This is a genomic window from Pseudomonas sp. MT3 (genome assembly GCF_054720805.1).
Window position 1 is genome coordinate 1 of record NZ_JBTVPY010000015.1, and the last position, 22,982, is coordinate 22,982.

19 protein-coding genes are annotated in these 22,982 nt (G+C 66.8%); 12 read left to right on the forward strand and 7 right to left on the reverse strand.

Annotated features, from left to right (window positions below; translation table 11 throughout):
- Positions 1-53: 53 nt before the first annotated feature.
- Positions 54-806 (reverse strand): RsiV family protein, encoded by a 753-nt coding sequence (locus ACYCAX_RS16455; protein WP_294980343.1) that lies wholly within the window; start codon positions 804-806, stop codon positions 54-56.
- A 207-nt stretch (positions 807-1,013) separates the two neighbouring features.
- On the opposite strand from ACYCAX_RS16455, the gene ACYCAX_RS16460 reads away from it, so the two are divergent.
- The 11 genes from ACYCAX_RS16460 to ACYCAX_RS16510 all read left to right on the forward strand — a co-directional run bounded on the left by ACYCAX_RS16460 (position 1,014) and on the right by ACYCAX_RS16510 (position 13,471).
- Entirely contained in the window at positions 1,014-1,631 is a 618-nt protein-coding gene (locus ACYCAX_RS16460) for an NUDIX domain-containing protein (RefSeq protein ID WP_460248401.1), read from the forward strand.
- Complete coding sequence (locus ACYCAX_RS16465; RefSeq protein ID WP_015479174.1) at positions 1,622-2,080, forward strand: DUF1249 domain-containing protein; 459 nt, start codon at positions 1,622-1,624, stop codon at positions 2,078-2,080. The genes ACYCAX_RS16460 and ACYCAX_RS16465 overlap by 10 nt, the downstream gene beginning before the upstream one ends.
- Positions 2,081-2,238: 158 nt before the next feature.
- Positions 2,239-3,057: a 3',5'-cyclic-AMP phosphodiesterase gene (gene cpdA / locus ACYCAX_RS16470; protein WP_015479173.1), complete on the forward strand. Its 819-nt coding sequence runs from the start codon at positions 2,239-2,241 to the stop codon at positions 3,055-3,057.
- A gap of 79 nt (positions 3,058-3,136) precedes the next feature.
- Positions 3,137-3,760 (forward strand): YqiA/YcfP family alpha/beta fold hydrolase, encoded by a 624-nt coding sequence (locus tag ACYCAX_RS16475; protein ID WP_294980351.1) that lies wholly within the window; start codon positions 3,137-3,139, stop codon positions 3,758-3,760.
- Between the two features lie 10 nt (positions 3,761-3,770).
- The gene (gene parE / locus ACYCAX_RS16480; RefSeq protein WP_460248402.1) at positions 3,771-5,666 is read left to right on the forward strand and encodes a DNA topoisomerase IV subunit B; all 1,896 of its coding nucleotides are present in this window, start codon (positions 3,771-3,773) and stop codon (positions 5,664-5,666) included.
- The gene (locus ACYCAX_RS16485) at positions 5,666-6,670 is read left to right on the forward strand and encodes an esterase-like activity of phytase family protein (protein ID WP_460248403.1); all 1,005 of its coding nucleotides are present in this window, start codon (positions 5,666-5,668) and stop codon (positions 6,668-6,670) included. The genes parE and ACYCAX_RS16485 overlap by 1 nt, the downstream gene beginning before the upstream one ends.
- A complete protein-coding gene (locus ACYCAX_RS16490) occupies positions 6,667-7,191 on the forward strand; it encodes a retropepsin-like aspartic protease family protein (protein ID WP_460248404.1) in 525 nt (174 codons plus the stop codon). The genes ACYCAX_RS16485 and ACYCAX_RS16490 overlap by 4 nt, the downstream gene beginning before the upstream one ends.
- 7 nt (positions 7,192-7,198) lie before the next feature.
- Positions 7,199-9,463: a DNA topoisomerase IV subunit A gene (parC, locus tag ACYCAX_RS16495; RefSeq protein WP_460248405.1), complete on the forward strand. Its 2,265-nt coding sequence runs from the start codon at positions 7,199-7,201 to the stop codon at positions 9,461-9,463.
- A gap of 149 nt (positions 9,464-9,612) precedes the next feature.
- On the forward strand, positions 9,613-10,332 hold the full coding sequence (locus ACYCAX_RS16500) for a PqiC family protein (protein WP_041712217.1): 720 nt from the start codon (positions 9,613-9,615) through the stop codon (positions 10,330-10,332).
- Positions 10,333-10,553: 221 nt separating this feature from the next.
- Complete coding sequence (locus tag ACYCAX_RS16505; RefSeq protein WP_460248406.1) at positions 10,554-12,155, forward strand: ArnT family glycosyltransferase; 1,602 nt, start codon at positions 10,554-10,556, stop codon at positions 12,153-12,155.
- Entirely contained in the window at positions 12,152-13,471 is a 1,320-nt protein-coding gene (locus ACYCAX_RS16510; RefSeq protein ID WP_460248407.1) for a metallophosphoesterase family protein, read from the forward strand. Before ACYCAX_RS16505 ends, ACYCAX_RS16510 begins: the two co-directional genes overlap by 4 nt.
- Here ACYCAX_RS16510 and ACYCAX_RS16515 read toward each other — a convergent pair.
- Complete coding sequence (locus ACYCAX_RS16515) at positions 13,385-13,921, reverse strand: metal-dependent hydrolase (RefSeq protein ID WP_015479164.1); 537 nt, start codon at positions 13,919-13,921, stop codon at positions 13,385-13,387. The genes ACYCAX_RS16510 and ACYCAX_RS16515 overlap by 87 nt on opposite strands.
- A gap of 34 nt (positions 13,922-13,955) precedes the next feature.
- Complete coding sequence (locus ACYCAX_RS16520) at positions 13,956-15,482, reverse strand: AhpA/YtjB family protein (protein ID WP_294976196.1); 1,527 nt, start codon at positions 15,480-15,482, stop codon at positions 13,956-13,958.
- A gap of 211 nt (positions 15,483-15,693) precedes the next feature.
- Between ACYCAX_RS16520 and serB the strand changes: the two genes are divergently transcribed.
- On the forward strand, positions 15,694-16,914 hold the full coding sequence (gene serB, locus ACYCAX_RS16525) for a phosphoserine phosphatase SerB (RefSeq protein ID WP_294976199.1): 1,221 nt from the start codon (positions 15,694-15,696) through the stop codon (positions 16,912-16,914).
- A 71-nt stretch (positions 16,915-16,985) separates the two neighbouring features.
- Here the strand turns inward: serB and ACYCAX_RS16530 are convergent, their stop codons facing one another.
- The 4 genes from ACYCAX_RS16530 to asd all read right to left on the reverse strand — a co-directional run bounded on the left by ACYCAX_RS16530 (position 16,986) and on the right by asd (position 22,982).
- On the reverse strand, positions 16,986-19,070 hold the full coding sequence (locus tag ACYCAX_RS16530) for an EAL domain-containing response regulator (protein ID WP_015479161.1): 2,085 nt from the start codon (positions 19,068-19,070) through the stop codon (positions 16,986-16,988).
- 65 nt (positions 19,071-19,135) lie between these two features.
- Positions 19,136-20,929, reverse strand: a complete 1,794-nt coding sequence (locus tag ACYCAX_RS16535) for a molecular chaperone (protein ID WP_294976203.1) — start codon at positions 20,927-20,929, stop codon at positions 19,136-19,138.
- A gap of 128 nt (positions 20,930-21,057) precedes the next feature.
- Positions 21,058-22,035, reverse strand: coding sequence for an HPP family protein (locus tag ACYCAX_RS16540; protein WP_015479159.1), 978 nt, complete (start codon positions 22,033-22,035; stop codon positions 21,058-21,060).
- A gap of 77 nt (positions 22,036-22,112) precedes the next feature.
- A complete protein-coding gene (gene asd / locus ACYCAX_RS16545; RefSeq protein ID WP_015479158.1) occupies positions 22,113-22,982 on the reverse strand; it encodes an archaetidylserine decarboxylase in 870 nt (289 codons plus the stop codon).

Sequence of the window (22,982 nt, forward strand, 5' to 3'; positions counted from 1 at the left end):
GGCTCGGCACAGAGGCTAACCTGTAGGAGCGAGCTTGCTCGCGAAGCGACTCTTTACTGAGCCCCGCGCCCCGGGAAGTAATACGGCTTGACGATGCCGTTCAGGCGGGGATAGGGAAGCTTCAGCTCCGGATGCCCGACCGAGTGCGGCGCGATGCGGTCGATGTCGTACTTGAGCGTCAAGGCGCCGAAGGTCAGGGCGAAGTGCGGGGTGGTCTGGAACGGCCAGTCCCTGGAAAAATTCGGATCCTGCTCATCCAGCTTGTTCTGCAGGACCCACGCCTGGTGCGCCAGTCGGGCGGTCTTCCAGAACGCCTCCTCCTGGCCGGGCAGAAGAATGTCCTGCAACGTCAGCACCTTGTGCAGACGCCGGTCATAATTGATGAAAGCGCGACCCGGCTGGCCGTACTCGCCGCCGGTGAAGCGATAGCTGGACAGCTCGATGATCACCAGACCGTCATGCTGTTCGCGGATCTTGGCTTGCAGGTAGCTGCTCCAGCCAGGCTGGGCGCTGTCCAGGAAGCGCTTCTCGTAGACCTCCAGGCTGGCCGGCACGGCGCCCTCAGGGCTGCGCGCGAGCGCCAGCAACTGGCTATCGATCGCGGCGTTGAGCGCCGGCTCGTCGTCGAAGCTGAGGGTATCGAGGTTGAACAGCGGGCACTGCTCGCCCTGGCAGCCGGCCTGGAGGTGCTCGAAGGCGGTGTGACGACCGGGCAGCGGCTCGTCGAGGCCGGGCTTGAACAGGCTCTGACAAGCCCCCAGTAACAGACAGAGGCTGCCGAGGGCAGCGAGTTTCAGAAGACGCATGGGATTCCTTGTCGTCGCGGACTTGGGCGGGTTGGACCGTCATCGCAGCCGCCGGTTCGGCGGGCAGTATGAACCAGTCGGCCGTCTGGCGGCAGGGTTCGGGCGCACGCCCGGTCAGCCCGCCGGGCGGTCCGAGAAAGAGGCTGCGCCGCCTCAAGCGGCGCGATAGGATGGCGCGAAGTTCAATCGATCAGTGAGTGGAACGGGATGTCGGACACGTTCAAACCAGGCCCCCAGGATGTCGAGATCCAGAAGCGCGAGCAGTGCTTCAAGGGCTTCTACAAGCTCGACCGGCTGCACCTGCGGCATCGCCAGTTCGCCGGTGGCATGGGGCCGGTGCTGACCCGCGAGTTGTTCGTGCGTCACAACGCCGTCTGCGTGCTGCCCTACGACCCGCAGCGCGATGAAGTGGTGCTGATCGAGCAGTTCCGCGTCGGCGCGATGGACGCCGGGGTCAATCCCTGGCTGCTGGAACTGGTTGCCGGCCTGATCGACAAGGACGAGGAGCCCGAGGAGGTCGCCCGCCGCGAAGCGGTGGAAGAGGCCGACCTGGCCCTCGGCGCGCTCTGGCCGATCAGCCAGTACCTGCCGTCGCCCGGCGGCAGCAACGAACTGGTGCACCTGTTCGTCGGCCGCTGCGACAGCAGCACGGCGGCGGGCATTCACGGCCTGGCGGAAGAGGGTGAGGATATCCGTGTGCACGTGCTGGCCTTCGAGGAGGCGCTGCAGGCCGTGCGCGACGGACGCATCAACAACGCGGCGAGCATGCTCGCCCTGCAATGGCTGGCGCTGAACCGCGCCGAGGTGCGGGGGTTATGGGTGTGAATCTGTTGCGCGAGCGCTATCGCGTCGACCTGGCGGGATTGCAGGCGACCTGCGAGGCGAATTACTTGCGCCTGATGCGCTTGTTGCCCGAGATGCGCGAGACCCGGGTCTCGCGCCGCGTGGCGCTCAGCGAAGGCGAGCGCCTGCTCGGCGTGCTGGCGCTGGACGTGGTGGAAGCCTGCCCCTATACCACCGTGCTGCAGGTGCGCCAGGAGCTGGGCCTGCCCTGGCTGCCGGCGCCCAGGCTGGAAGTGCGGGTGTACCACGACGCGCGCATGGCCGAAGTGGTCGGCGCCGAGCAAGCGCGCCGCCTGCTGGCGATATACCCTTATCCGAACCAGGCGATGCACCAGCCGGACGAGAAGAACCAGTTGAACCTGTTCCTCGGCGAGTGGCTGAGCCATTGCCTGTCCTGCGGCCACGAGCTGGAGCCGGTGCTGCAGCGCTGATATCGTGGTGATGGCTTCGTGCCATGTATACTGCCCACTCGTCGTCCGCCGCGTATCCCTGAATGTGATCTGTGACGCTTTCCCGGTTTGCTCGGGAGCGTGGCTGTCACCATACTCATCACTCATTCGTGGACGCCCGCCTCACAGGAGAAGGCGCATTGCCTCCAGTGCCTGCATACCCCTCCGATAGCGCATCGGTCCTGTTGGTCCAGCTGTCCGACAGCCATCTGTTCGCCGAGTCCGATGGCCGTTTGCTGGGCATGGATACGGCCGACAGCCTGAATCAGGTGGTCCGCCTCGTACGTGACGAGCAGCCGGCCATCGACCTGGTGCTGGCCACCGGCGATCTGTCGCAGGATGGCAGCCTGGAGTCCTACCAGCGCTTCCGTGAGCTCACCGCGCCCATCGCTGCGCCGATCCGCTGGTTCCCCGGCAACCACGACGAACTCGACCTGATGCGCGAAGCGACGGCGGGCACCGACCTGCTGGAGCCGGTGATCGACCTGGGCGCCTGGCGTGTCATCCTGCTCGACTCCACCATTCCGGGCGCCGTGCCGGGGCAGATGAACGATGCGCAGCTCGACCTGCTCGAACGGGCCATCCAGGCCGCGCCGGACAAGCACCTGCTGATCAGTTTCCACCACCATCCGGTGCCCATCGGCAGCCAGTGGATGGACCGTATCGGGATCCACAATCCGCAGCGACTGTTCGCCGTGCTCGACCGCTACCCGAACGTTCGCTGCCTGCTCTGGGGCCATGTGCATCAGGAGATCGACCGCCTGCGCGGCGATGTGCGCCTGCTGGCTTCGCCGTCCACCTGCGTGCAGTTCACGCCGGGCAGCGAGGATTTCTGCGTCGACAGCCCCGCACCGGGTTACCGCTGGTTGCGCCTGCATCCCGATGGCTTGCTGGAAACCGGCGTCTCGCGGGTGACCGGCATCGACTTCGAGGTCGATTACAGCGTCAAGGGTTATTGAGGCCGGGCCTCGTACGAGTCGCCATCCTCGGCTCGATGCACTTGCGGCATGCCGCTTGCAGCTTGTAGCCTCCCGGCCCATGACTGCATTCCTCTATATCCACGGTTTCAACAGCTCGCCCGCTTCGCAGAAGGCGCGCCAGTTCGTGGCCGCCCTGCAGCGCCTGGGGCTGGACGCAGAGGTGCGTGTTCCGGCGTTGCACCATCATCCGCGTCAGGCTGTGGCGCAGTTGGAGTCGGTGCTGGCGGAGCTCGGCCAGCCGCTGCTGATCGGCAGCTCCCTGGGCGGCTACTACGCGACCTGCCTGGCCGAGCGTCATGGCCTGAAGGCGGTCCTGGTCAACCCGGCGGTGGCGCCGCACCGGCTGTTCGACGGCCAGCTCGGGCCGCAGACCAACTATTACAGCGGCGAGGCCTGGGAACTGACGCGCGATCACATCCAGGCCCTGGCTGAGCTGGAAGTTCCGGCGCCGACCGATGGCTCGCGCTACCAGGTGTGGCTGCAGACCGCCGACGAAACCCTCGATTACCGCGCTGCCGAGCGCTATTACCGTGCCTGTGCCCTGCGCATCGAGGCGGGTGGCGATCACAGTTTCCAGCGCTTCGTCAGCCACCTGCCGGCGCTGCTGGCCTTCGCCGGTATACCCTCCGGCCTGTGGCGCGACGTAGACTTCTCGACCTTTGAACGAATTTCCTCTGACTAAGTAGGGACCTATGGCCCAGCAGAACGCCTATACCGCAGAAGCCATCGAAGTCCTGTCCGGCCTCGATCCGGTGCGCAAGCGCCCGGGCATGTACACCGACACCACCCGTCCCAACCACCTGGCCCAGGAAGTCATCGACAACAGCGTCGACGAAGCCCTCGCCGGCCACGCCAAGAGCGTGCAGGTGATCCTCCACGCGGACAACTCGCTGGAAGTGATCGACGACGGTCGCGGCATGCCGGTGGATATCCACCCCGAAGAGGGCGTGCCGGGTGTCGAACTGATCCTCACCAAGCTGCACGCCGGCGGCAAGTTCTCCAACAAGAACTACCAGTTCTCCGGCGGCCTGCACGGCGTGGGCATCTCGGTGGTGAACGCGCTGTCGACCCTGGTGGAAGTGCGGGTCAAGCGCGATGGCAACGAATACCGCATGACCTTCGCCGACGGCTTCAAGTCCAGCGACCTGGAAGTGGTCGGCAGCGTCGGCAAGCGCAACACCGGCACCAGCGTGCACTTCTGGCCGGACGCCAAGTACTTCGATTCGCACAAGTTCTCCGTCAGCCGCCTCAAGCACGTGCTCAAGGCCAAGGCCGTGCTCTGCCCGGGGCTGGAAGTCAGCTTCGAGGACAAGAACACCGGCGAGCGTGTCGAGTGGCACTACGAGGACGGCCTGCGTTCCTACCTGGTCGATTCCGTCGCCGAGCACCTGCGCCTGCCCGACGAGCCGTTCTGCGGCGTGCTGGCCGGCAACAAGGAAGCGGTGGACTGGGCCCTGCTGTGGCTGCCCGAGGGTGGCGAGTCGCTGCAGGAAAGCTACGTCAACCTGATTCCCACTGCCCAGGGCGGCACCCACGTCAACGGCCTGCGCCAGGGCCTGCTGGATGCGATGCGCGAGTTCTGCGAATTCCGCAACCTGCTGCCGCGCGGCGTGAAGCTGGCCCCGGAAGACGTCTGGGAGCGCATCGCCTTCGTCCTCTCGATGAAGATGCAGGAGCCGCAGTTCTCCGGCCAGACCAAGGAGCGCCTGTCCTCCCGCGAGGCCGCCGCGTTCGTCTCCGGCGTGGTCAAGGATGCCTTCAGCCTGTGGCTCAACGCCCACCCCGAGCTGGGCCTGCAGCTGGCCGAACTGGCCATCAGCAACGCTGGCCGTCGCCTCAAGGCGGGCAAGAAGGTCGAGCGCAAGAAGATCACCCAGGGCCCGGCGCTGCCCGGCAAGCTGGCGGATTGCGCGGGGCAGGACCCGATGCGTTCCGAGCTGTTCCTGGTGGAGGGTGACTCCGCCGGCGGTTCGGCCAAGCAGGCGCGCGACAAGGAATTCCAGGCGATCATGCCGCTGCGCGGGAAGATCCTGAACACCTGGGAAGTGGACGGCGGCGAAGTGCTCGCCAGCCAGGAAGTCCACGACATCGCCGTGGCCATCGGTGTCGATCCGGGCGCGGCCGACCTGACCCAGCTGCGCTACGGCAAGATCTGCATCCTCGCCGACGCCGACTCCGACGGCCTGCACATCGCCACCCTGCTGTGCGCGCTGTTCGTCCGCCACTTCCGTCCGCTGGTGGAAGCCGGCCACGTCTACGTCGCCATGCCGCCGCTGTTCCGTATCGACCTGGGCAAGGAAGTCTTCTACGCCCTCGACGAGGCCGAGCGCGACGGCATCCTCGACCGCCTGGCCGCCGAAAAGCGCCGTGGCAAGCCGCAGGTTACCCGATTCAAGGGCTTGGGCGAGATGAACCCGCCGCAGTTGCGCGAAACCACCATGGATCCGAACACCCGCCGCCTGGTGCAACTGACCCTGGAAGACGCCGAAAGCACCGTGGAGATCATGGACATGCTGCTGGCCAAGAAACGCGCCGGCGACCGCAAGTCCTGGCTGGAAACCAAGGGCAACCTGGCGGACTTCGCCTGATGCGCTGGCTGCTGGCCGCCCTCGGCCTGTGCGCCGGCGTTGCCCTGGCCGATACCGTGCCCGTGGCGGTGCCGAACACGCTGCAGTTCGTCTCCGAGCACCCGGTGGACGGGATGCCCAGCGGCAATCTGTCGGGGCTGGCGAGTTGCGGCGGTGAGCTGTGGGCGGCGTCCGACCGTGACGACGACCGCATCTACCGTCTGCTGCCCGACGAGCAATCCGGCAAGACCTGGCAGGCCAGCGCCGAGCCGTTCGTGCCGCCCGGCGTGCCGGAGAGCGGGCTGTCCTGGGGCATGCGCGCGCGGGTCAGCGTGGGCAGCCTGATGCGCGGCGGTGCGATGGACTTCGAAGCCATCGGTTGCGATCAGTCGGGCAACCGTTACCTGGTCAGCGAAGGCTACGCGGCTGTCCTGCTGCTGCCGGTCGCCGGCGAGGCGTCCTGGCTGCCGTTGCCGCAGAGCCTGCTGCGCCAGGCGCGGGCCAGCGGCCTGCTGATGAGCTTCAACGCACTGTACGAAGGCCTGGCGATCAGCCCGGACGGCAAGCACCTGTGGTTGGCGGCGGAGCGTCAGCGCCGCGGCTTGCTGCGGATGCGCAACGACAACGGCACCTGGAAGTGCGACGGCAATTGCGTGCTGCTCAGCGAGGGCGGCGTGATACAGCCGCCGCCGGAGCTGGGTAGCGACCGCCCGCTGCCCATCGATTTCTCCGACCTGGCACTGTACAAGGACAAGCTGTTCACCCTCGAGCGCCTGGCCCATCAGATCTGCCGGCGCAACGCCGATACCGGTGCGCAGGAGCAATGCTGGTCGTTCGCCGCCGGTGCGCTGGCGCCGGAGCGGCGCTATGACCTGCCGTACGGCGTGGCCGAGGCGCTGCTGATCGACGACAAGGGCGCCTGGATCGGCCTGGACAACGGCGAGCACGCTCGCGCCGACGGTGATTCGCGGCCCTATGTACTGCGCTTCGCCGCGCCGACCGGCGGCTGGCTCGGTGGCAAATGAGCGACGCGGTGCCGGGGCGGCGGATCGGCAAGATCATGATGTTCCTCGCCTGGGGCGCGGGCATCCTGCTCGCCACCCGCTATTTCGGCGCCTGGGAAGATCGCCAGCACAACCCGAACCCGCAACCGCGGTCGGTCAAGGGCAACGGCTACGTGGAGGTGCGCCTGCTCGGCAATCGCGCCGGCCACTATGTGGTGGACGGGAGGATCAACGGTACGCCGGTGACCTTCATGCTCGACACCGGCGCCACCCAGGTCGCCATCCCGCAGCCACTGGCCCGACGCCTGGGGCTGCCACTGGGGGCGCCGATCACCCTGAATACCGCCAACGGTCGCAGCGAGGGCTGGCGTACGCGCCTGTCTTCGTTGCAGCTTGGCGACATCCGCTTGAACGACGTGTCCGCGCTGATCGCGCCGGGCATGGAAGGCGACGAGGTGCTGCTCGGCATGAGCGCCCTCAGACAACTGGATTTCACCCAGCAGGACGGCACCCTGGTGCTGCGCCAGCGATCTACACCGTGAGGCACGCATGAGCGAAACCCTCGATCTGAGTCTGGAGGGCGTGGAGCGCCGGTCACTGGCCGACTTCACCGAACAGGCTTACCTGAACTATTCCATGTACGTGATCATGGACCGCGCCCTGCCGCACATCGGCGACGGCCTGAAGCCCGTGCAGCGGCGCATCGTCTACGCCATGAGCGAACTGGGCCTGGACGCGGACGCCAAGCACAAGAAGTCGGCGCGGACCGTCGGCGACGTGCTGGGCAAGTACCATCCGCATGGCGATTCGGCCTGCTACGAAGCGATGGTGCTGATGGCCCAGCCGTTCTCCTACCGCTACCCGCTGGTGGATGGCCAGGGCAACTGGGGTGCGCCGGACGATCCCAAGTCCTTCGCCGCCATGCGTTACACCGAGGCCCGGCTGTCGCGCTACGCCGAGACCCTGCTGTCCGAACTGGGCCAGGGCACCGCGGACTGGGTGCCGAACTTCGACGGCACGATGAACGAACCGGCGGTGCTGCCGGCGCGGCTGCCGAACCTGCTGCTCAACGGCACCACCGGTATCGCCGTGGGCATGGCCACCGACATTCCGCCGCACAACCTGCGCGAAGTGGCGGCTGCCTGCATCCGCCTGCTGGATGAGCCGCAAGCGACCATCCCCGACCTGATGGAGCACGTCCAGGGCCCGGATTTCCCCACCGAAGCGGAAATCATCACCCCCCGTGCCGACCTGCAGAAGATCTACGAAACCGGCCGTGGCTCGGTGCGCATGCGCGCCGTGTACCGCGTCGAAGACGGCGACATCGTGGTCACCGCGCTGCCGCACCAGGTCTCCGGGGCCAAGGTGCTGGAGCAGATCGCAGGCCAGATGCAGGCCAAGAAGCTGCCGATGGTGGCCGACCTGCGCGACGAGTCGGACCACGAGAACCCGACCCGCATCGTCATCATTCCGCGCTCCAACCGCGTGGATGCCGAAGAGCTGATGACCCACCTGTTCGCCACCACCGACCTGGAAAGCTCATACCGGGTGAACATGAACGTCATCGGCCTGGACGGCAAACCCCAGGTCAAGGACCTGCGCCAGGTGCTCAGCGAGTGGCTGACCTACCGCACCGACACCGTGCGCCGCCGCCTGCAGTTCCGCCTGGACAAGGTCGAGAAGCGCCTGCACCTGTTGGAAGGCTTGCTGGTCGCCTTCCTCAACCTCGACGAAGTCATCCACATCATCCGCACCGAGGACCAACCCAAGCCGGTCCTGATGCAGCGCTTCGAGCTCTCCGAGCTGCAGGCCGACTACATCCTCGACACCCGCCTGCGTCAGCTGGCGCGCCTGGAAGAGATGAAGATCCGCGGCGAGCAGGACGAGCTGGCCAAGGAGCGCGCCAAGCTGCTGGCGATCCTGGGTTCCAACGCCAAGCTGCGCAAACTGGTGCGCGACGAGCTGATCGCCGACGCCGAAACCTACGGTGACGACCGCCGTTCGCCCATCGTCGCCCGCGCCGAAGCCCGCGCCCTGTCGGAAACCGAGCTGATGCCCACCGAGCCGGTGACCGTGGTGCTGTCCGAGAAGGGCTGGGTGCGCTGCGCCAAGGGCCACGACATCGATGCCACCGGCCTGTCGTACAAGGCCGGCGACGGCTTCAAGGCGGCCGCGCCGGGCCGTTCCAACCAGTACGCGGTGTTCATCGACTCCACGGGCCGCAGCTACTCGCTGGCCGCCCACAGCCTGCCGTCGGCCCGTGGCCAGGGCGAGCCGTTGACGGGCCGTCTGACGCCGCCGCCGGGCGCTACCTTCGACCGCGTGCTGTTGCCCGAAGACAGTGCGCTGTACGTGCTGGCCTCCGACGCCGGCTACGGCTTCGTTGCCAAGGGCGAGGACATGCAGGCCAAGAACAAGGCCGGCAAGGCGCTGCTCAGCCTGCCCAACGGCGCGCAGGTCATGGCGCCCAGGCCGGTGAATGATCTGGAACAGGACTGGATCGCCGCCGTCACTACCGAAGGCAGGCTGCTGCTGTTCAAGGTGTCCGACCTGCCGCAACTGGCCAAGGGCAAGGGCAACAAGATCATCAGCGTGCCGGGCGACCGCGTGGCCAGTCGGGAAGAGTACCTGACGGACCTTGCCGTTCTTCCGACGGGCGCGACCCTGGTGCTGCAGGCGGGCAAGCGGACGCTCTCCCTCAAGGGTGACGACCTGGAGCACTACAAGGGCGAGAGGGGCCGTCGAGGCAATAAATTGCCACGCGGTTTCCAGCGAGTGGACAGTCTGCTGGTAGAATCGCTGTCTCAGGATTGAAACGCGGCTCGATACATTCTGCCTCTGGAGCTATGGCGTCGGTTGAGGGATGATAGATCCTTTTGGCAGCCGGCGCCGTGGCGCGTTGCCTGAAGTTACTTGAAATGTTGAAAGTAGCGCCGATATTCGGCGAATGACGGTGATTCACGATGAGCGCTCTGCGCGTCCTGGCATGTCTTTCTCTCGTCAGCCTCCTCGGGTTGGCGGGCTGCACAGTGAATCGACCGACCCAGCTGTATCAACTGGATGCAGGTGCCGCGTCGGTTCCGACCCGCGACAATGGTGTCGCTGTGCTCCTTGGCCCGGTTTCCCTGGCCGATTATCTGAAACGCGAGACGATGGTTCAGCGTCAGGCTGACGGTATTCTCAACCTGTCCACCGACGCCCGTTGGGCGGGCAGTCTGGAAACCAATGTCAGCCAGCAACTGCTGCGCCTGTTGTCGAGCCAGCTCGACAGTACGCGTCTGGCCCTGTTCCCGGAGAAGCCTGGCTTCACGCCGCAGGTGCAGGTCATGCTGACCATCAGCCGCCTGGATTCCGGCCCAAAGGAGCCGGCGGTGCTGGAGGCGCGCTGGCGCCTGCTCGACCAGAAGGGCGCGCTACGCGATAGCCGGGTGTTCCGCGAAGAAGAGGAGCATTCGGGCAGCATCCAGGACCAGGTCCGGGCCCAGGGTGATCTGCTGCGCAAGTTGTCGGTCCAACTGGCCAAGGACGTTCGCCCGGTTGCCGCCGCGCTGTCCGAGCAGCCGGCCACGCCGACACGCAAGCCGTCGGTCGCCAACAGCGAGCAGTCCAAGCCCAAGGACGAGGGGCCGAAAATCCCGCTGGTGGTGCCGATCCGCACCGATGTCGAGGTTTACCGCTTCTGACTCCGGCGCCCCGGAAACCTGGTTTCCGGGCGTGTTTCATGCGGCCGGCCGGGCTCCCGGCGAGCCTCGCCCGGCTTGACATCTTCTTGACGCCCTGCGTGATATCAAGGGCGCCGTTTGCAGGTCATGACCGCACGGAGCTCCTTCCGTAGCGCGCCTGCGAGGGGCCTGGCGTGTCGTCGTCACTTCCGCTTTCTCTTTCCGGTCAGGCAGGTGCTGCCTTGACCCGGCAGGCGCTGTGCGTCGCCCTGGCGGCGCTCGTGCTGTTTCTGCTGGGTGCGCAGGGCGCGTCGGTGGTGGGGTTCGACTCGCGTTTCGTGCTGTTCGCCAAGGAAATGCTGCGACATGGGCCGGGTTTCTTCCCGACCACCTATGGCGAGCCTTATCCGGACTATCCGGGGGCCTCGACCTTCCTGATCTACCTGGCATCGTTGCCGCTGGGCCGCGTCAATCTCTTCAGCGCCTGGCTGCCGACGGCCCTGGCCTCCGCCGCCAGCGTCGGGCTGACCTATCGCCTGGTCGCGCCGCTCTCTCGGCAGTGGGCCCTGCTCAGCGTGGCGATGCTGTTGCTCACGGCGACTTTCCTCAGCGAAACCCGGGCGGTGTCGGTCGATCTGCAGGTCGCGGCACTGGGGATGCTGGCGTTCTTCTTCGCGATGCGCGCCGAACGTTACCCCCTTTGTGGATTGCTGGCGCGCCTGCTGCCGTTGCTGCTCGCCGGTTTCGTACTGCGCGGCCCGCTGGGGCTGGTGGTGCCGGCCGGTATGGCCTGTAGCCCGTTGTTGCTGGATCGCCGCTGGCGTTGTCTGCTGGGTTTTTCCCTGGGGGCGCTGCTGCTCCTGGCGGGCTGCAGCGTCCTGTTGCTGGCGCTGGCGCGATTGACCGGAGGCGAGCCTTTTGCCCGGGAGGTACTGCGGATGCAGGTCACGGGCCGGCTGGATGGCAGTGCCGGCGCCAGCGATGCGCTGTATTACTTCCGCGGTTCGCTGGGCAACTATGCCCTGGCGTTTCCGCTGGCGGTGCCGGCCGTCGCGCTGCTGTGGCGACGCAAGAGCGATCCGGCGTCGCGGCTGGTCGTCGCCTGCGTCCTGGCGGCGCTGGTGGTGATGGTTGGCCTGTCGGTGCCGCAGGCGAAGAAGGCTCGCTACATCCTGGCGATGGCGCCGCTGGCGGCGATCGTCGCGACTTATCCGTTCTACGTTGGCAACCGGCGTTTGGCCGTGTTTCTGCGCCGTCTGATCCAGGCGCTCTGGCTGGTGCTTCCGCTGCTCGTGCTGCTGGGGGTATGGCTGGGCTGGCGGCGCTATCCGCAGGTATTGCAGGCACTCGGCTGGCGCGTCTGGCTGTGCGTGGGCGGTCTGGTCGTTCTGCAGTTGTTCTCGCTGTCCCGGTTGTTCCAGCGCGATCGGCGCGCGGAACTGATCGCGCTCGGCGCGGTGCTGGCGTTGTGGGGTGGCTACCTGCTGGTGGTCGAGCCGGCGGAGCGGCGCTTGTACGACAGCCGTGAGTTCTCCCTGGCGGTGGATGCCGCGGTGGCCGGGGCCCCGGCGCCGCTGGTGCTCTATGGCATGGGACGCGACGCACGGGCGATCAAGTTCATGGTCAATCTCGATCGCGACATGCAGCCGCTGTTCGCGGGCAGTCCCGAGCAGCTCGCCGCGTCGGCGGGGCCGTACTACCTGATGCTGGACGAGCAGCGCGCCGCCCAACTGAGGGCTGCCTATCCGGCCCTGGAGGCGCCATTGCTCTGCGGCCGCTTCGACAATGACCGCTATTGCCTGCTGCGTGTGAGCAACCCCAACATGTTCGGTTCCGTACGATGAGGTTTCTGTTGTCCGTCCTGGGGCTTGGTCTGCTGCTGTGCGGCTGCCAGGGGGCTGACCGCCATGAGCAGATCGCTCACGATCAGGCGTTGTTTCGCCAGCACCCGATGCCGCCGTTGCGGGTGACCGCAGTGCCGGGGAGCTTCGTCCTGCCGCTGCTGCCGGATACGCAGTTCTACGCCGAGAACAATCACCGCGAGTTGCGTCTGTTCCGTAGCGATGAGCGTTACGCGGGGTTGCCCTACGAGCCGGCGCTGGCCTTCTTCGCCCAGACGTCGTGGCTGACGAAGAATGCCGAGGCCCTGCAGGTGCCGATGGTGGTGCATCTGGGCGATGTGGTGCAGAACGCCGGCACCCTGAGCCAGTGGCAGGTCGCCAGCGGCGCGATGCGGGTGCTGGAGGAGGGTGGCGTGCCTTACAGCATCATGAGCGGCGACCGGGACATTCATGGCGCCACCACGCCCGATGACCAGCGTTCGTTCCGCGACCGTTTCAAGGACCATTTCGGCCCGCAACGCGCCGCCTGGCAAAGCACCTACGGTGGCAGCGACTCGCTCGGCCTGAGCCAGTACCACCTGTTCCGCCGGTACGGCCAGTCCTTCCTCCTGTTGGCGCTGGACTGGAGTCCGTCGACGGCCACGCTGGCCTGGGCGCAGCAGGTCATCGACGCGCATCCGCACGTCCCGGTGATCCTCGCGTCGCACAATATTCTGTACCGCAAGGCCGGCGAGCAGCCGCAGCTGTCCCGCGAGGGCAGCGACAGCGGGCCCCTGCTCTGGCAGCAGTTGATCCGCCGTAACGATCAGATATTCCTGACCCTCAGTGCGCACGTCGAAGGCTCGGCCCATGCGCGCATGCTCAACGACCGGGGGCATAGCGTGGACATGGTGATGGTGGACTACCAGGACGAGTACCTGGGCGGCAACGGGTTGCTGCAGTTGCTGGAGCTGGACTTGCGGCGCAATCGTATCGATGCCTTGTCGTTGTCACCCTGGGTACTGTGGAAGCGGCAGTTCTACCCGAAGGCGTTCAAGGGCTGCACCTCGGAGCAGGACCTGCGCGGTTGCGACCAATTGCTGCCGGCACCTTCGGCTGGCTGGGATAACCGCTTCCACATCGCCCTGGATTTCCGTGCGCGCTTCGCCGGCTTCCAGGGCTACACCGCGCAGTTGCCCGAGGGCGCGGCGGAGGGGGCGTCGCTGTTGCAGCAAGTTCGGACGCAGCTCGAGTCAGCCGCGCAGTCGCAGCAGGCGGCGCAGCGCGATGCCGCCAAGGGCAATGGCCACGCAGGGTATCCAGACCCAACGCGCCTCTGACAGCAGTACCTGCGCACCGCGCGGGCTCAGGAAGCGCGACAGGCCAATCGGCGAAACCTCGATGGGGTGCAGCGGCAGGAAGTAGCGCCGGTCGCTCCAGGGCCAGAACCAGGCCACTCCCAACCCGCCGTCGGTCATGGCATCGAGCAGGCTGTGGGAGGCGGTCGCCAGGGCGATCCACAGGCCGGCCTTCAGCGGGCCACAGCCGAGCCTGCGGCAACAGGCGGCGCCGAGCAGGCCGAGCAGGGCGGCAAACAGCAGTGAGTGACTGAAGCCGCGATGCCCCAGCGCGTCCTGATAGGCGATGCCGAGCTTGAAGGCGATGACGTCGAAGTCGGGCAGGCAGGCGGCGAACAGGCCGGCCAGCAGGAGGCGTGGCGGGATCACCCGCGAACCGAGCGCCAGTCCCGCGGCCAGCACGGGCAGGGGATGGGTGATCAGGGTGGTCATGGCGTCCGTTCCAAGGGGCCTGGCGGCCCCGACATCATGTGGTACGCAGAGCGCGCATACGCGAGAGCTGGCGTTCCAGCATCGAGGGGTAGGGTTCCTTCAGCCATTCCACGCAGCAGGCGTTTTCCGGGCTGGCGATGGGACGGATGCGTGCCCGTTCGCGGACTTTCTCGTCATCGCCGATGGTTTTTTCCACCAGCAGCAGGTTGCGGCTGTGCTGGCTGAGGGCGAGGGCGTCCTGTGCCGCCGACTCCTGCAGCAGTTCGGCCTGTTCGAGGTCGGCGACATCCTCGCCCAGGGTCATGCCCAGTTGCAGTTGCAGGGTGATGCCGCTGTCGGCCACCTCGATCTGCAGGGCGTGGCCCAGGGCGCGCATCAGCTCGCCGCAGCACAGGGCGTTGGTGAGGTACTCGTCGTCCTGGTCGCGGCTGTGGAAGAGGATCAGGCTGCCGCCATCGCTGAGCGTGTACAGCGTGCCCTTGTACAGGCGCGCAGCCTGTTCCAGGCAGTCGCGGTAGCGTTCCAGCAGGTCGACCAGGCGGGCGCGCGGCAGGCGACGCAGTTGTTCCTGGGCGCCGAGCTGAACGGCCAGGACGGCACTGGTGCCGCTGGACAGCGGTTCGGGCTCCGGCTCCGGTTCGAGCTCGGGCTCTTCGTCCGTGGCGGCAGGCTCTTCGGCGAGTGTCGCGGGTTCTTCTTCGGGGAAGTCGTCGCTGTCGTCCGTGCGGCGGGGCGCGGGTGCCGGCAGTTCGTCCTCGGAGAAGATGTTCTCGTCAAATTCGTGTTCGTCCGGGCCGGCCGCGGCGTCCAGGGTCGGTTTCGGGCGGGCGACAGGTGCGACGATCACCGGCTCGGGCGCCGGCGGCTTTTCCGGCACCAGGCGCGATTGCAGTTGGCGGGCCAGGTCGCCGATCTCGTTCTGCAGGCCGGCGCCGGGAGCGGGATCGTCCGGGTCGCGCAGCCAGACGCGCAGTTGCAGCAGCGGCGTGGATATCTGCCGGCCCAGGCGCAGGCTGAGGGTCAGGGTCAGTAGCAGCAGGATCAGGCTGATCAGCCCCATGCTCTGCAGGCTGACGGTCATCGGCTGCTCGAACTGGTGCATGTCCAGGCTGATGCGCAGGTGACCGGCGATCACTTCCTGGAAGGTGATGGGGGTGGAATACAGACCTTCGGTGTCGCCCAGCAGACCCTGCTTGGGGCGCGTGCCAGACTCGGCGAGGATGCGGTTGTCCACGCTGTAGATCGCCGCGTGGGCCACCAGCGGGTTCTTGGTCAGGTTGTTGAGCAGCACGTTGAGGCTGAGGATGTCGTTGGACACCAGCAACTCGGTGGCGGACGAGGCCGTCTGGGTGGTCAGGCTCTGACCCAGGGCGTCGGCCTGCTGCTGCATGGCTTGTTTGAACTGCATGCCCATGACCCAGGCGTAGATCACCAGGGCGGCGGCCACCAGCATCAGGCTATGGATGGCGATTCGCAACGCGATCGGCACCCGGCGCTGACGCAGCGCGTGGAAGAGCAGCAGGAAGAAATTGTCGGGCTTGACGGAGGTGGGCCGGGTCACAGCGGGCTCGGTCTTCAGTAGGGCAGATGCGGGGCAGTATAACGAGGCCCTCCGGAGGGGCAAAGCGCCGCAGGCCTTGCCAATACGACCGGAGCCGGGATGACCGGGGAAAGAACCGCTCAATCCGATCGGCGGCGGTGCCCACCAACCGGGCGTATGCGGCGTAAAGCAGGTAGAATGTCGGCCTTTTTTACATGGCGGAGACAGCGCCTTGCGCGAGATCGTCCTGATCAACATCACCGGGGAAGACCGCCCCGGCCTCACCGCGGCCATTACCGGCGTCCTGGCGCAGGGTGGCGTGAACATCCTCGATATCGGCCAGGCGGTGATCCACGACACCCTGTCCTTCGGCATCCTGGTGGAAATCCCGGATAACGAGCGAGCCTCGTCGGTGCTCAAGGAGGTGCTGTTCACGGCCTACAAGCTCGACCAGCAGGTGCGCTTCACGCCGGTGTCCGAAGACGATTACCGCCAGTGGGTCGGTGGCCAGGGCAAGCCCCGCCAGATCGTGACCCTGCTGACTCGTCGGGTGACCGCCGAGCAATTGCAGCGAGTCAGCTCGATCACTGCCAAGTACGGCCTGAACATCGACCAGATCGACCGCCTGTCCGGCCGGATGCCGCTGGACATGCCGGCGGACCAGGGCAAGGGCTGCATCGAGTTCTCGGTACGCGGCGAACCGGATGACCCGGTCGCGCTGCGCGCCGAGTTCCTCAGCGTGGCCCAGGAGCTGAACGTCGACATCGCCTTCCAGCAGGATTCGGTGTTCCGCCGCAACCGCCGCCTGGCGGTGTTCGACATGGATTCGACGCTGATCGAGGCCGAGGTCATCGACGAACTGGCCAAGGCCGCCGGCGTGGGCGACAAGGTGTCGGAGATCACCGAGCGCGCCATGCGCGGCGAACTGGACTTCCGCGCCAGCTTCAAGGAGCGCCTGGCGTTGCTCAAGGGGCTGTCCGAGGACGTGCTGGAAGAGATCGGCGCTTCGCTGCGCCTGACCGAAGGCGCCGAAACGCTGTTCGCCGAGCTCAAGCGTCTGGGCTACAAGACCGCGATCCTCTCCGGCGGCTTCAGCTACTTCGCCAGGCAGCTGCAGGCCAAGCTGGGCATCGACTACGTGTTCGCCAACGAACTGCAGATCGTTGACGGCAAGCTGACCGGCGTGGCCATCGAGCCGATCGTCGACGCCCAGCGCAAGGCCGACCTGCTGCGCGAGCTGGCGGCGAAGGAAGGTTTGCAGCTGGAGCAGACCATCGCCGTGGGCGACGGCGCCAACGACCTGCCGATGCTCGGCCTGGCCGGCCTGGGCGTGGCTTTCCGCGCCAAGCCGCTGGTCAAGCAGTCGGCCAAGCAGGCGATTTCCACTCTCGGGCTGGATGGCATTCTTTACCTGCTCGGTTTCCGTGATCGCGAAGGGGTAGACGGCCGCTGATCGATCCGGCTGTCTACGCAAGGCATGAAAAAGCCGCCCAATGGGCGGCTTTTTCATGCCTGAGCGAATGGCTACTCGTCCGAGGCGAAATCGTAGTCCATCGCCTGACTCGGTCCTTGCAGATAGTGCCCCTGGATATAGTTGGCGCCGGCCTGCCAGAGCGTCGCCAGGGCGCTGGCGGTTTCCACCATCGGCACGATGGTCAGCTTGGCCTGGGCGTGGAGGCTGGCCATCAGGGTCTTGAGGTTCTCCTGGTTCTCCGCCTTGCCCAGCTCCTGCACGTAGGAGCCATCGACCTTCACGAAATCGACGTTCATGTGCTTGAGCGTGTTGAACGGGTTCAGCGCGCAGCCGAACTGGCACAGCGCGATCTGGCAGTGCAGCTCGGCGAGCCCCTGGCTGAGCACCTTCGCCTGCTTGAGGTAGCTGATCGCGTCCGGTTCGCTGATCTGGATGATCAGGGCGTCGGCGGGCAGACGCGATGCCTTCAGCGCCACGTTCAGCCAGGGCAGCAGCTCGGCATCCTGCAGGCTGGAGCTGGAAAGGTGCACGAACAGCTTGGTGTCGTGGCCCTTGGCGCGGTGTTCGGAGAGCAGCTTGATCGAGTTGAGCAGGACCCAGCGGTCGATCTTCTCGGCCAGGCCACCCGCCTTGGCGGCGGCGAGGAAGTCCGCCGGCGGTACTTCCTCGCCCTGCGGATTGAGCAGGCGCAGCAGCACTTCGTAATGCTCGTGGGTGTCGCCGCGCAGGCTGATGATCGGCTGGAACAGCAGGCGGAAGCTGTTCTGCTCCAGGGCCTGGCGGATGATCGCCAGGGTGTCGCCGCGGTTGGCGGCGGCGGCCAGTTCATCGGCCGGATCGTAGAGCTTCAGGCCGTTGCCTTCGCTCTGGGCGATTTCGTCGGCGCTGCGATGCGCGCGTTCGATGACGTCCTGCGCGCGAGTGGTCTTTTCGTCCAGCCCGGCGACGCCGATGGACAAGGTGACCTGGGCGGTGCGACCGTGGATGTCGAACAGGTGGCCTTCGATCTTCTTCAGCAGGCTGGCGAACAGCGCCCGGGTCTGGTCGGGACTGTGCCCCGGCAGCAGCACGGCGAACACGTCGTCGCTGAAACGGGCCAGCTGGGCCTCCTGCGGGAAGTGGGCGCGCAGCAGGTTGCCGAGGTCGGCGAGCAGCAGGTCGATGCTGGCGACGCCGAGGTTGAGCTGCAGCGTCTGGGCGCGGTCGAGCAGCATGTAGGCGAAGCTGGCCGGCTGGCTGGCGGTCACCGCGCGCTCCACGGCGCTGTCCATCAGGTCGAGGAAGTGGCCACGGTTGTACAGGCCGGTGACCAGGTCCTGGCTGCTGACCTCGCGCAGTTTTTCTTCGAGCTGGGCGTTGCCGGTCTGGGCGCGGATCACCACCTGGATGCAGGGTTCGCCGTCGTAGGTGGCCGGGGAGAAGCTCATGCGTGCGCTGAAGGCCTGGCCGTCCACCTTGATTCCGCTGCAGGCCAGGTCGGCGTTGTCTTCCGTTCTCTCTTTGGTATTGGGGTAACCCTTGAGAAAGTCCTTGAAGGTCGCCTGGTCGCTGCCGGCGATCAGGTCGATCATCGGCAGGCCTTCCAGTTCCTCCGCGTCGTCGTAACCGAACAGGTCGACGTAGGCGCGGTTGGCGTAGATGTGCATGCCGTCATGCACGTAGGTGATGGCGTCCACCGAGCTGTCCAGCAGCAGTTGGCAGCGCTTTTCCGCCTCGCGCAGGGCGACTTCGGCGGCGCGGCGGGCGCGGCGCTCCTCGAGGTTGGCCAGCTCGCGGTTGGCGACCAGGATCAGGCGCTCGTCCTCGCCTTGCGGCAGGGCGTCCTGGGCGCCGAGGGCGAGGGCTTCGGTCACCGCGTCGGAGTCGTTACCGGCGATCAGCTGGATGAACGGGATGTCCTTGGCCTGGCGGCGAATGCCGCTCAGGGCATCGCTGGGCGCCATTGCGCTGCTGTCAGGGGCGGCGATCAGCAGATCCCAGCCCTGGGGAAGGATTTCCAGGAGGTCTTCACTGGACGTGATGCGGTGGACGCGGGTGGCGCGCCCGGCGTTGCGGAACAGGCTGACCAGGCGCTCGGCTTCGTTCTGTGAGTCTTCCAGGATCAGTAGTCGGACGGTCTTCTTTTCATTGGCCATGAGTAAGGCTGCTTATACCGCGCTGGACGGCAGCAAATGGGCGATGAATGGGGATTGGCCGGAATCTACAGCGACTTCCAGAGCGAGTCAAAGTCTTCCTCCCCGCGGGTGCCTGGTGCTGTGACCGGCTTATCGTTCGTTGCAGCGATGGCGTCGTGCGCCCGGTATTCGAACTGGGTGAAGCTGCCGGTCGCGGTGACCTTGCGGGTGAGCGTGGCGCGCCGCTCCTCGCCCGCCAGGTTGATCTGCACGCGGTTGCCTTCCTGGAAGGGCAGGCGCGGGGTGATCACGGTCGCCGGCCGCGAGATCGCGGAGATTTCCGGCAGCAGCAGCGCACGCAGGTAGTGGCTGCCCTGTTCGGTCTTGCGCAACAACTGCAGGCCGCAGGGCTGGGCGAGCGGCGCGATCAGCTCGATGCCCATCTGGGTGCCGCCGCCGCGTACCTGACGGATCCAGCGCACCACGGCGATGCTCCAGCTGTGATCCGGGGTGTCCTGGATGCCCAGCAGTTCGCCGGCCTGCAGTTGGCTGGGAATGTCCTTTGGCCAGGTCAGGCAGTAGCCGCCCGGGCTGTGGTTGACGATGGGCAGGGCGAAGACCGGGTAGTCCTCGCTGGGCAGGTCGGGAGCGGCGCGGGTGCTGTCGACAGGCCTGCTGGGGGTGTACTCGATTTCCTCCAGCGACATGCCGGGCTGCCAGTCCTTGACTTGCCGGGCGTCGAAGGCCGTGGACCAGGCGTCCTGGGCATCGGCCTTGAAGGCCGGGGCCAGGTGTTGCGGCTGGGTCCTGAGCACGTCGGTGAAGTTCCGCCGGCCGGCGAGGAAGTAGTGCAGGGCGCTCATGCCGATGCACAGGGTGAGCTGGCCGCGGCCGAGGGTGCGCTGGAAGGTCCGTTCGGCGATGTCGCCCCAGGCGGCGGCGAGGTGCTGCAGCAGGTCCACGGAGACGCCCTCGGGCACCTTCAGGCGCGCCTGGGCGCGGTTCTCCGGGAGGAGCAGCAGGTATTCCTTGATCAGGTCCACCAGGGGCTGCGGATCGATCCCCAAGCCGCCCGGCAGTTCGCCTTCCTTGAACAGGGTGCGGTAGCGCGGCGCCCCGTCCACCTGGGGGGCGACGACGAACAGGGTCGAGGGCGCATCGGCGGACTGGACGCGTATCTGCGGGCTCCAGTTTTCCAGCACTTCCGCCAGGCGGGCGATGTTGTGCTGGCGCATCTGGTTGCAGCGCGCCGAGCCGAGCATCACGGCCACCAGGTAGGACTGCTCGATGGTCAGGCCCTGGGCGTCACGGGCCAGGGCGTCGCGGATGCTCAGGTTCTGCAGGCCGTGCTGGCGCGCCAACTGGTACAGCTGATGGAGTTCCAGCCAGAGCCCTTCCGGTACCGGACAATACAGCTGCGAGGCGCGGACCAGCGGTCCGCACAGGGCGCGGATGGCGCGCTGGATGGAGGCCGCCAGCAACTGCGCGCGCTCGCGGGAAACGCGGCCCGCCTCGCGCACGACGATCAGCTTGTAGCCGATGGCCAGGTGGTTCTGCAGGGCCTGGCAGAGGTTGGCGACCTTGCGCGGGCGCTCGTCGAGGACGATGGACTGGTTGAGGAAGTGGCGTTCCAGGTGCTGGCAGACGAACTGGACTTCCGGGCGAAACAGCTCCAGCAACTGCAGGCGCGCTTCCACCGGCAGCTTCAGCTGGTTCAGCTCGATCAGCCCCTGATAGAGCTGGCGGGCGGTTTCGCCCAGATTGGCCTTGGGCAGGTGATCCAGCCAGTATTTCAGCTCGCGCGGGGTGGCGTTGCAGAAGCTCAGGCTTTCGTGCGTCGGAGTGGGGACGCGCAGAAACTGCTGGGGACTGTTGTCCATGCTGGGTTCGGATTCTCCACAATCTGGGCCGTTTGGTGGACCGGCCGGTCGTCACGCTCGGCTTTTTCCGAACTCTAGCAGCATCCGTCGCGCACCGCAGCCCATCGCTGGATGGGTGCGCCGACGGGTCACGGACGGGGAGTTTCGCCCCTGATCTGGCGCTGCAGGGCGTCGCTGGCGGAGGCTTGCGGAGTGACGCGCAACCAGCCGTCGCCCTGGGGAATCACCGCATGGGCGGCCCATTCGACCAGGTCCTGGCGACGGCAGGCGCCGGTGTTGCCCTTGCCGGCGCCGGCGACCACCTTGTAGACCAGCTGGTCCTGGCGCGTGCGCTTGCCGGGGTGGTCGTCGATCACCTGGCGCACCGCCCAGGCGTTGCCGCTCAGCGCGTTGCTGTAGCAGGCGCCCAGGAGGATGTCGTCGGGCGTCAGGCGCTGCGCCTGGGCGTGCTCCTGGGCTAGCTGGAGGATCTTCAGCAGGTCGTCGAACTGTACGTCGATGAACGAATCCATCTTGCGCAGCGCGTGGTAGAGGTCTTCCGGGGCGGGCCCCGCGGGCAGCTTCGGCGTGTCGGGCAGGCGCGCCAGAGGCGCGGGGTAGCGGCGCCAGGCGAACATGCCGTTGAAGGCCACGGCCACGGCGAGGATCAGCACCACGTTGAGCAGCACCGGGCTGAGCACGTAGTCGAAGCCCAGCGCGCTGATCGCCGGCCCGCCGGACACCGCCGCCAGCGCGGTGGCGCCGCCCGGGGGATGGATGCAGCGGGTGTAGTGCATGACCAGGATCGCCGCGCCGACCGCCAGGGCCGGGGTGAAGGGCTGCTCGGGGAAGAGTTTCTGGCAGATCACCCCGACGACGGCCGACAGCACCTGGCCGCCGAGCACCGCCCAGGGCTGGGACAGTGCGCCGTGGGGCACGGCGAACAGCAGCACGGCGCTGGCGCCCATCGAGGCGACGACCCAGATAGCCGCTTCGCTGGGCAATACCCAGTGAGTGACGGCGTAGATGGCGGCGAGGCCGCACAGCGCTCCGAGCGCGGAGAGCCACTTTTCCAGATGGCTGGTGGCGTTGGCGCGCCAGCCCATGAGGTGCAGGAAGCGTTTCATGGCAAGGGACAGCAAGGCAGTAAGGCAAGAAGCAGGGCGGGCGGCTCATTGGCCACCCGCCTTATAGGAAACGGGCGTCAGCCCTGGCGCGCGCCACCCAGGCGCTGTCCCATACGGACCGGGCTGGTGGCCGCCAGGTTTTCAGCCCAGCTGACCTGCTGCGGTCCGAACAGCACGATGGCGGTGGAACCCAGCTTGAAGCGGCCCAGCTCGGCGCCTTTCTCCAGGTGGATCGGCGCGCGGGCGGCTTCGTCATAGGCGAAGGACTTCAGCTCGCGCTTGGGCGGTGTGACCAAGCCGGCCCAGACGGTTTCGATGGAGGCGACGATCATCGCCCCGACCAGCACCACCGCCATCGGCCCGCGCTCGGTGTCGAAGATGCACACCACGCGCTCGTTGCGGGCGAACAGCTCCGGCACCTGCGCGGCGGTCAGCTGGTTCACCGAGAACAGCCGGCCCGGTACGTAGACCATCTCGCGCAGGGTGCCGGCCAGCGGCATGTGCACGCGGTGGTAGTCCTTGGGTGACAGGTAGACGGTGGCGAATTCGCCGCCCATGAAGGGCGCGGCGCGCTCGGCGTCGCCGCCCAGCAGTTCCATCAGGCTGTAGCTGTGGCCCTTGGCCTGGAACACGCGGCCGTGCTCGATCGGGCCGAGCTGGCTGATGGCACCGTCGGCGGGGCTCAGCACGCTGCCTTCGCTCTCGTCCAGCGGACGGGCGCCGTCTTTCAGGACGCGGGTGAAGAAGGCATTGAAGTGCTCATAGGCGCGCAGGTCCTCGACCTGGGCCTCGCGCATGTCCACCTGGTAGCGGCGGGCGAACCAGGGGATCAGGCGGTCCTTGAACCAGGGCGCGCGGCATTCGGCGGCGCAGCCGATCAGGCGCGACAGCAGGTGGTGCGGCAGCAGGTACTGGGCGAGGATGAACAGACGATCTTTGAACGACAT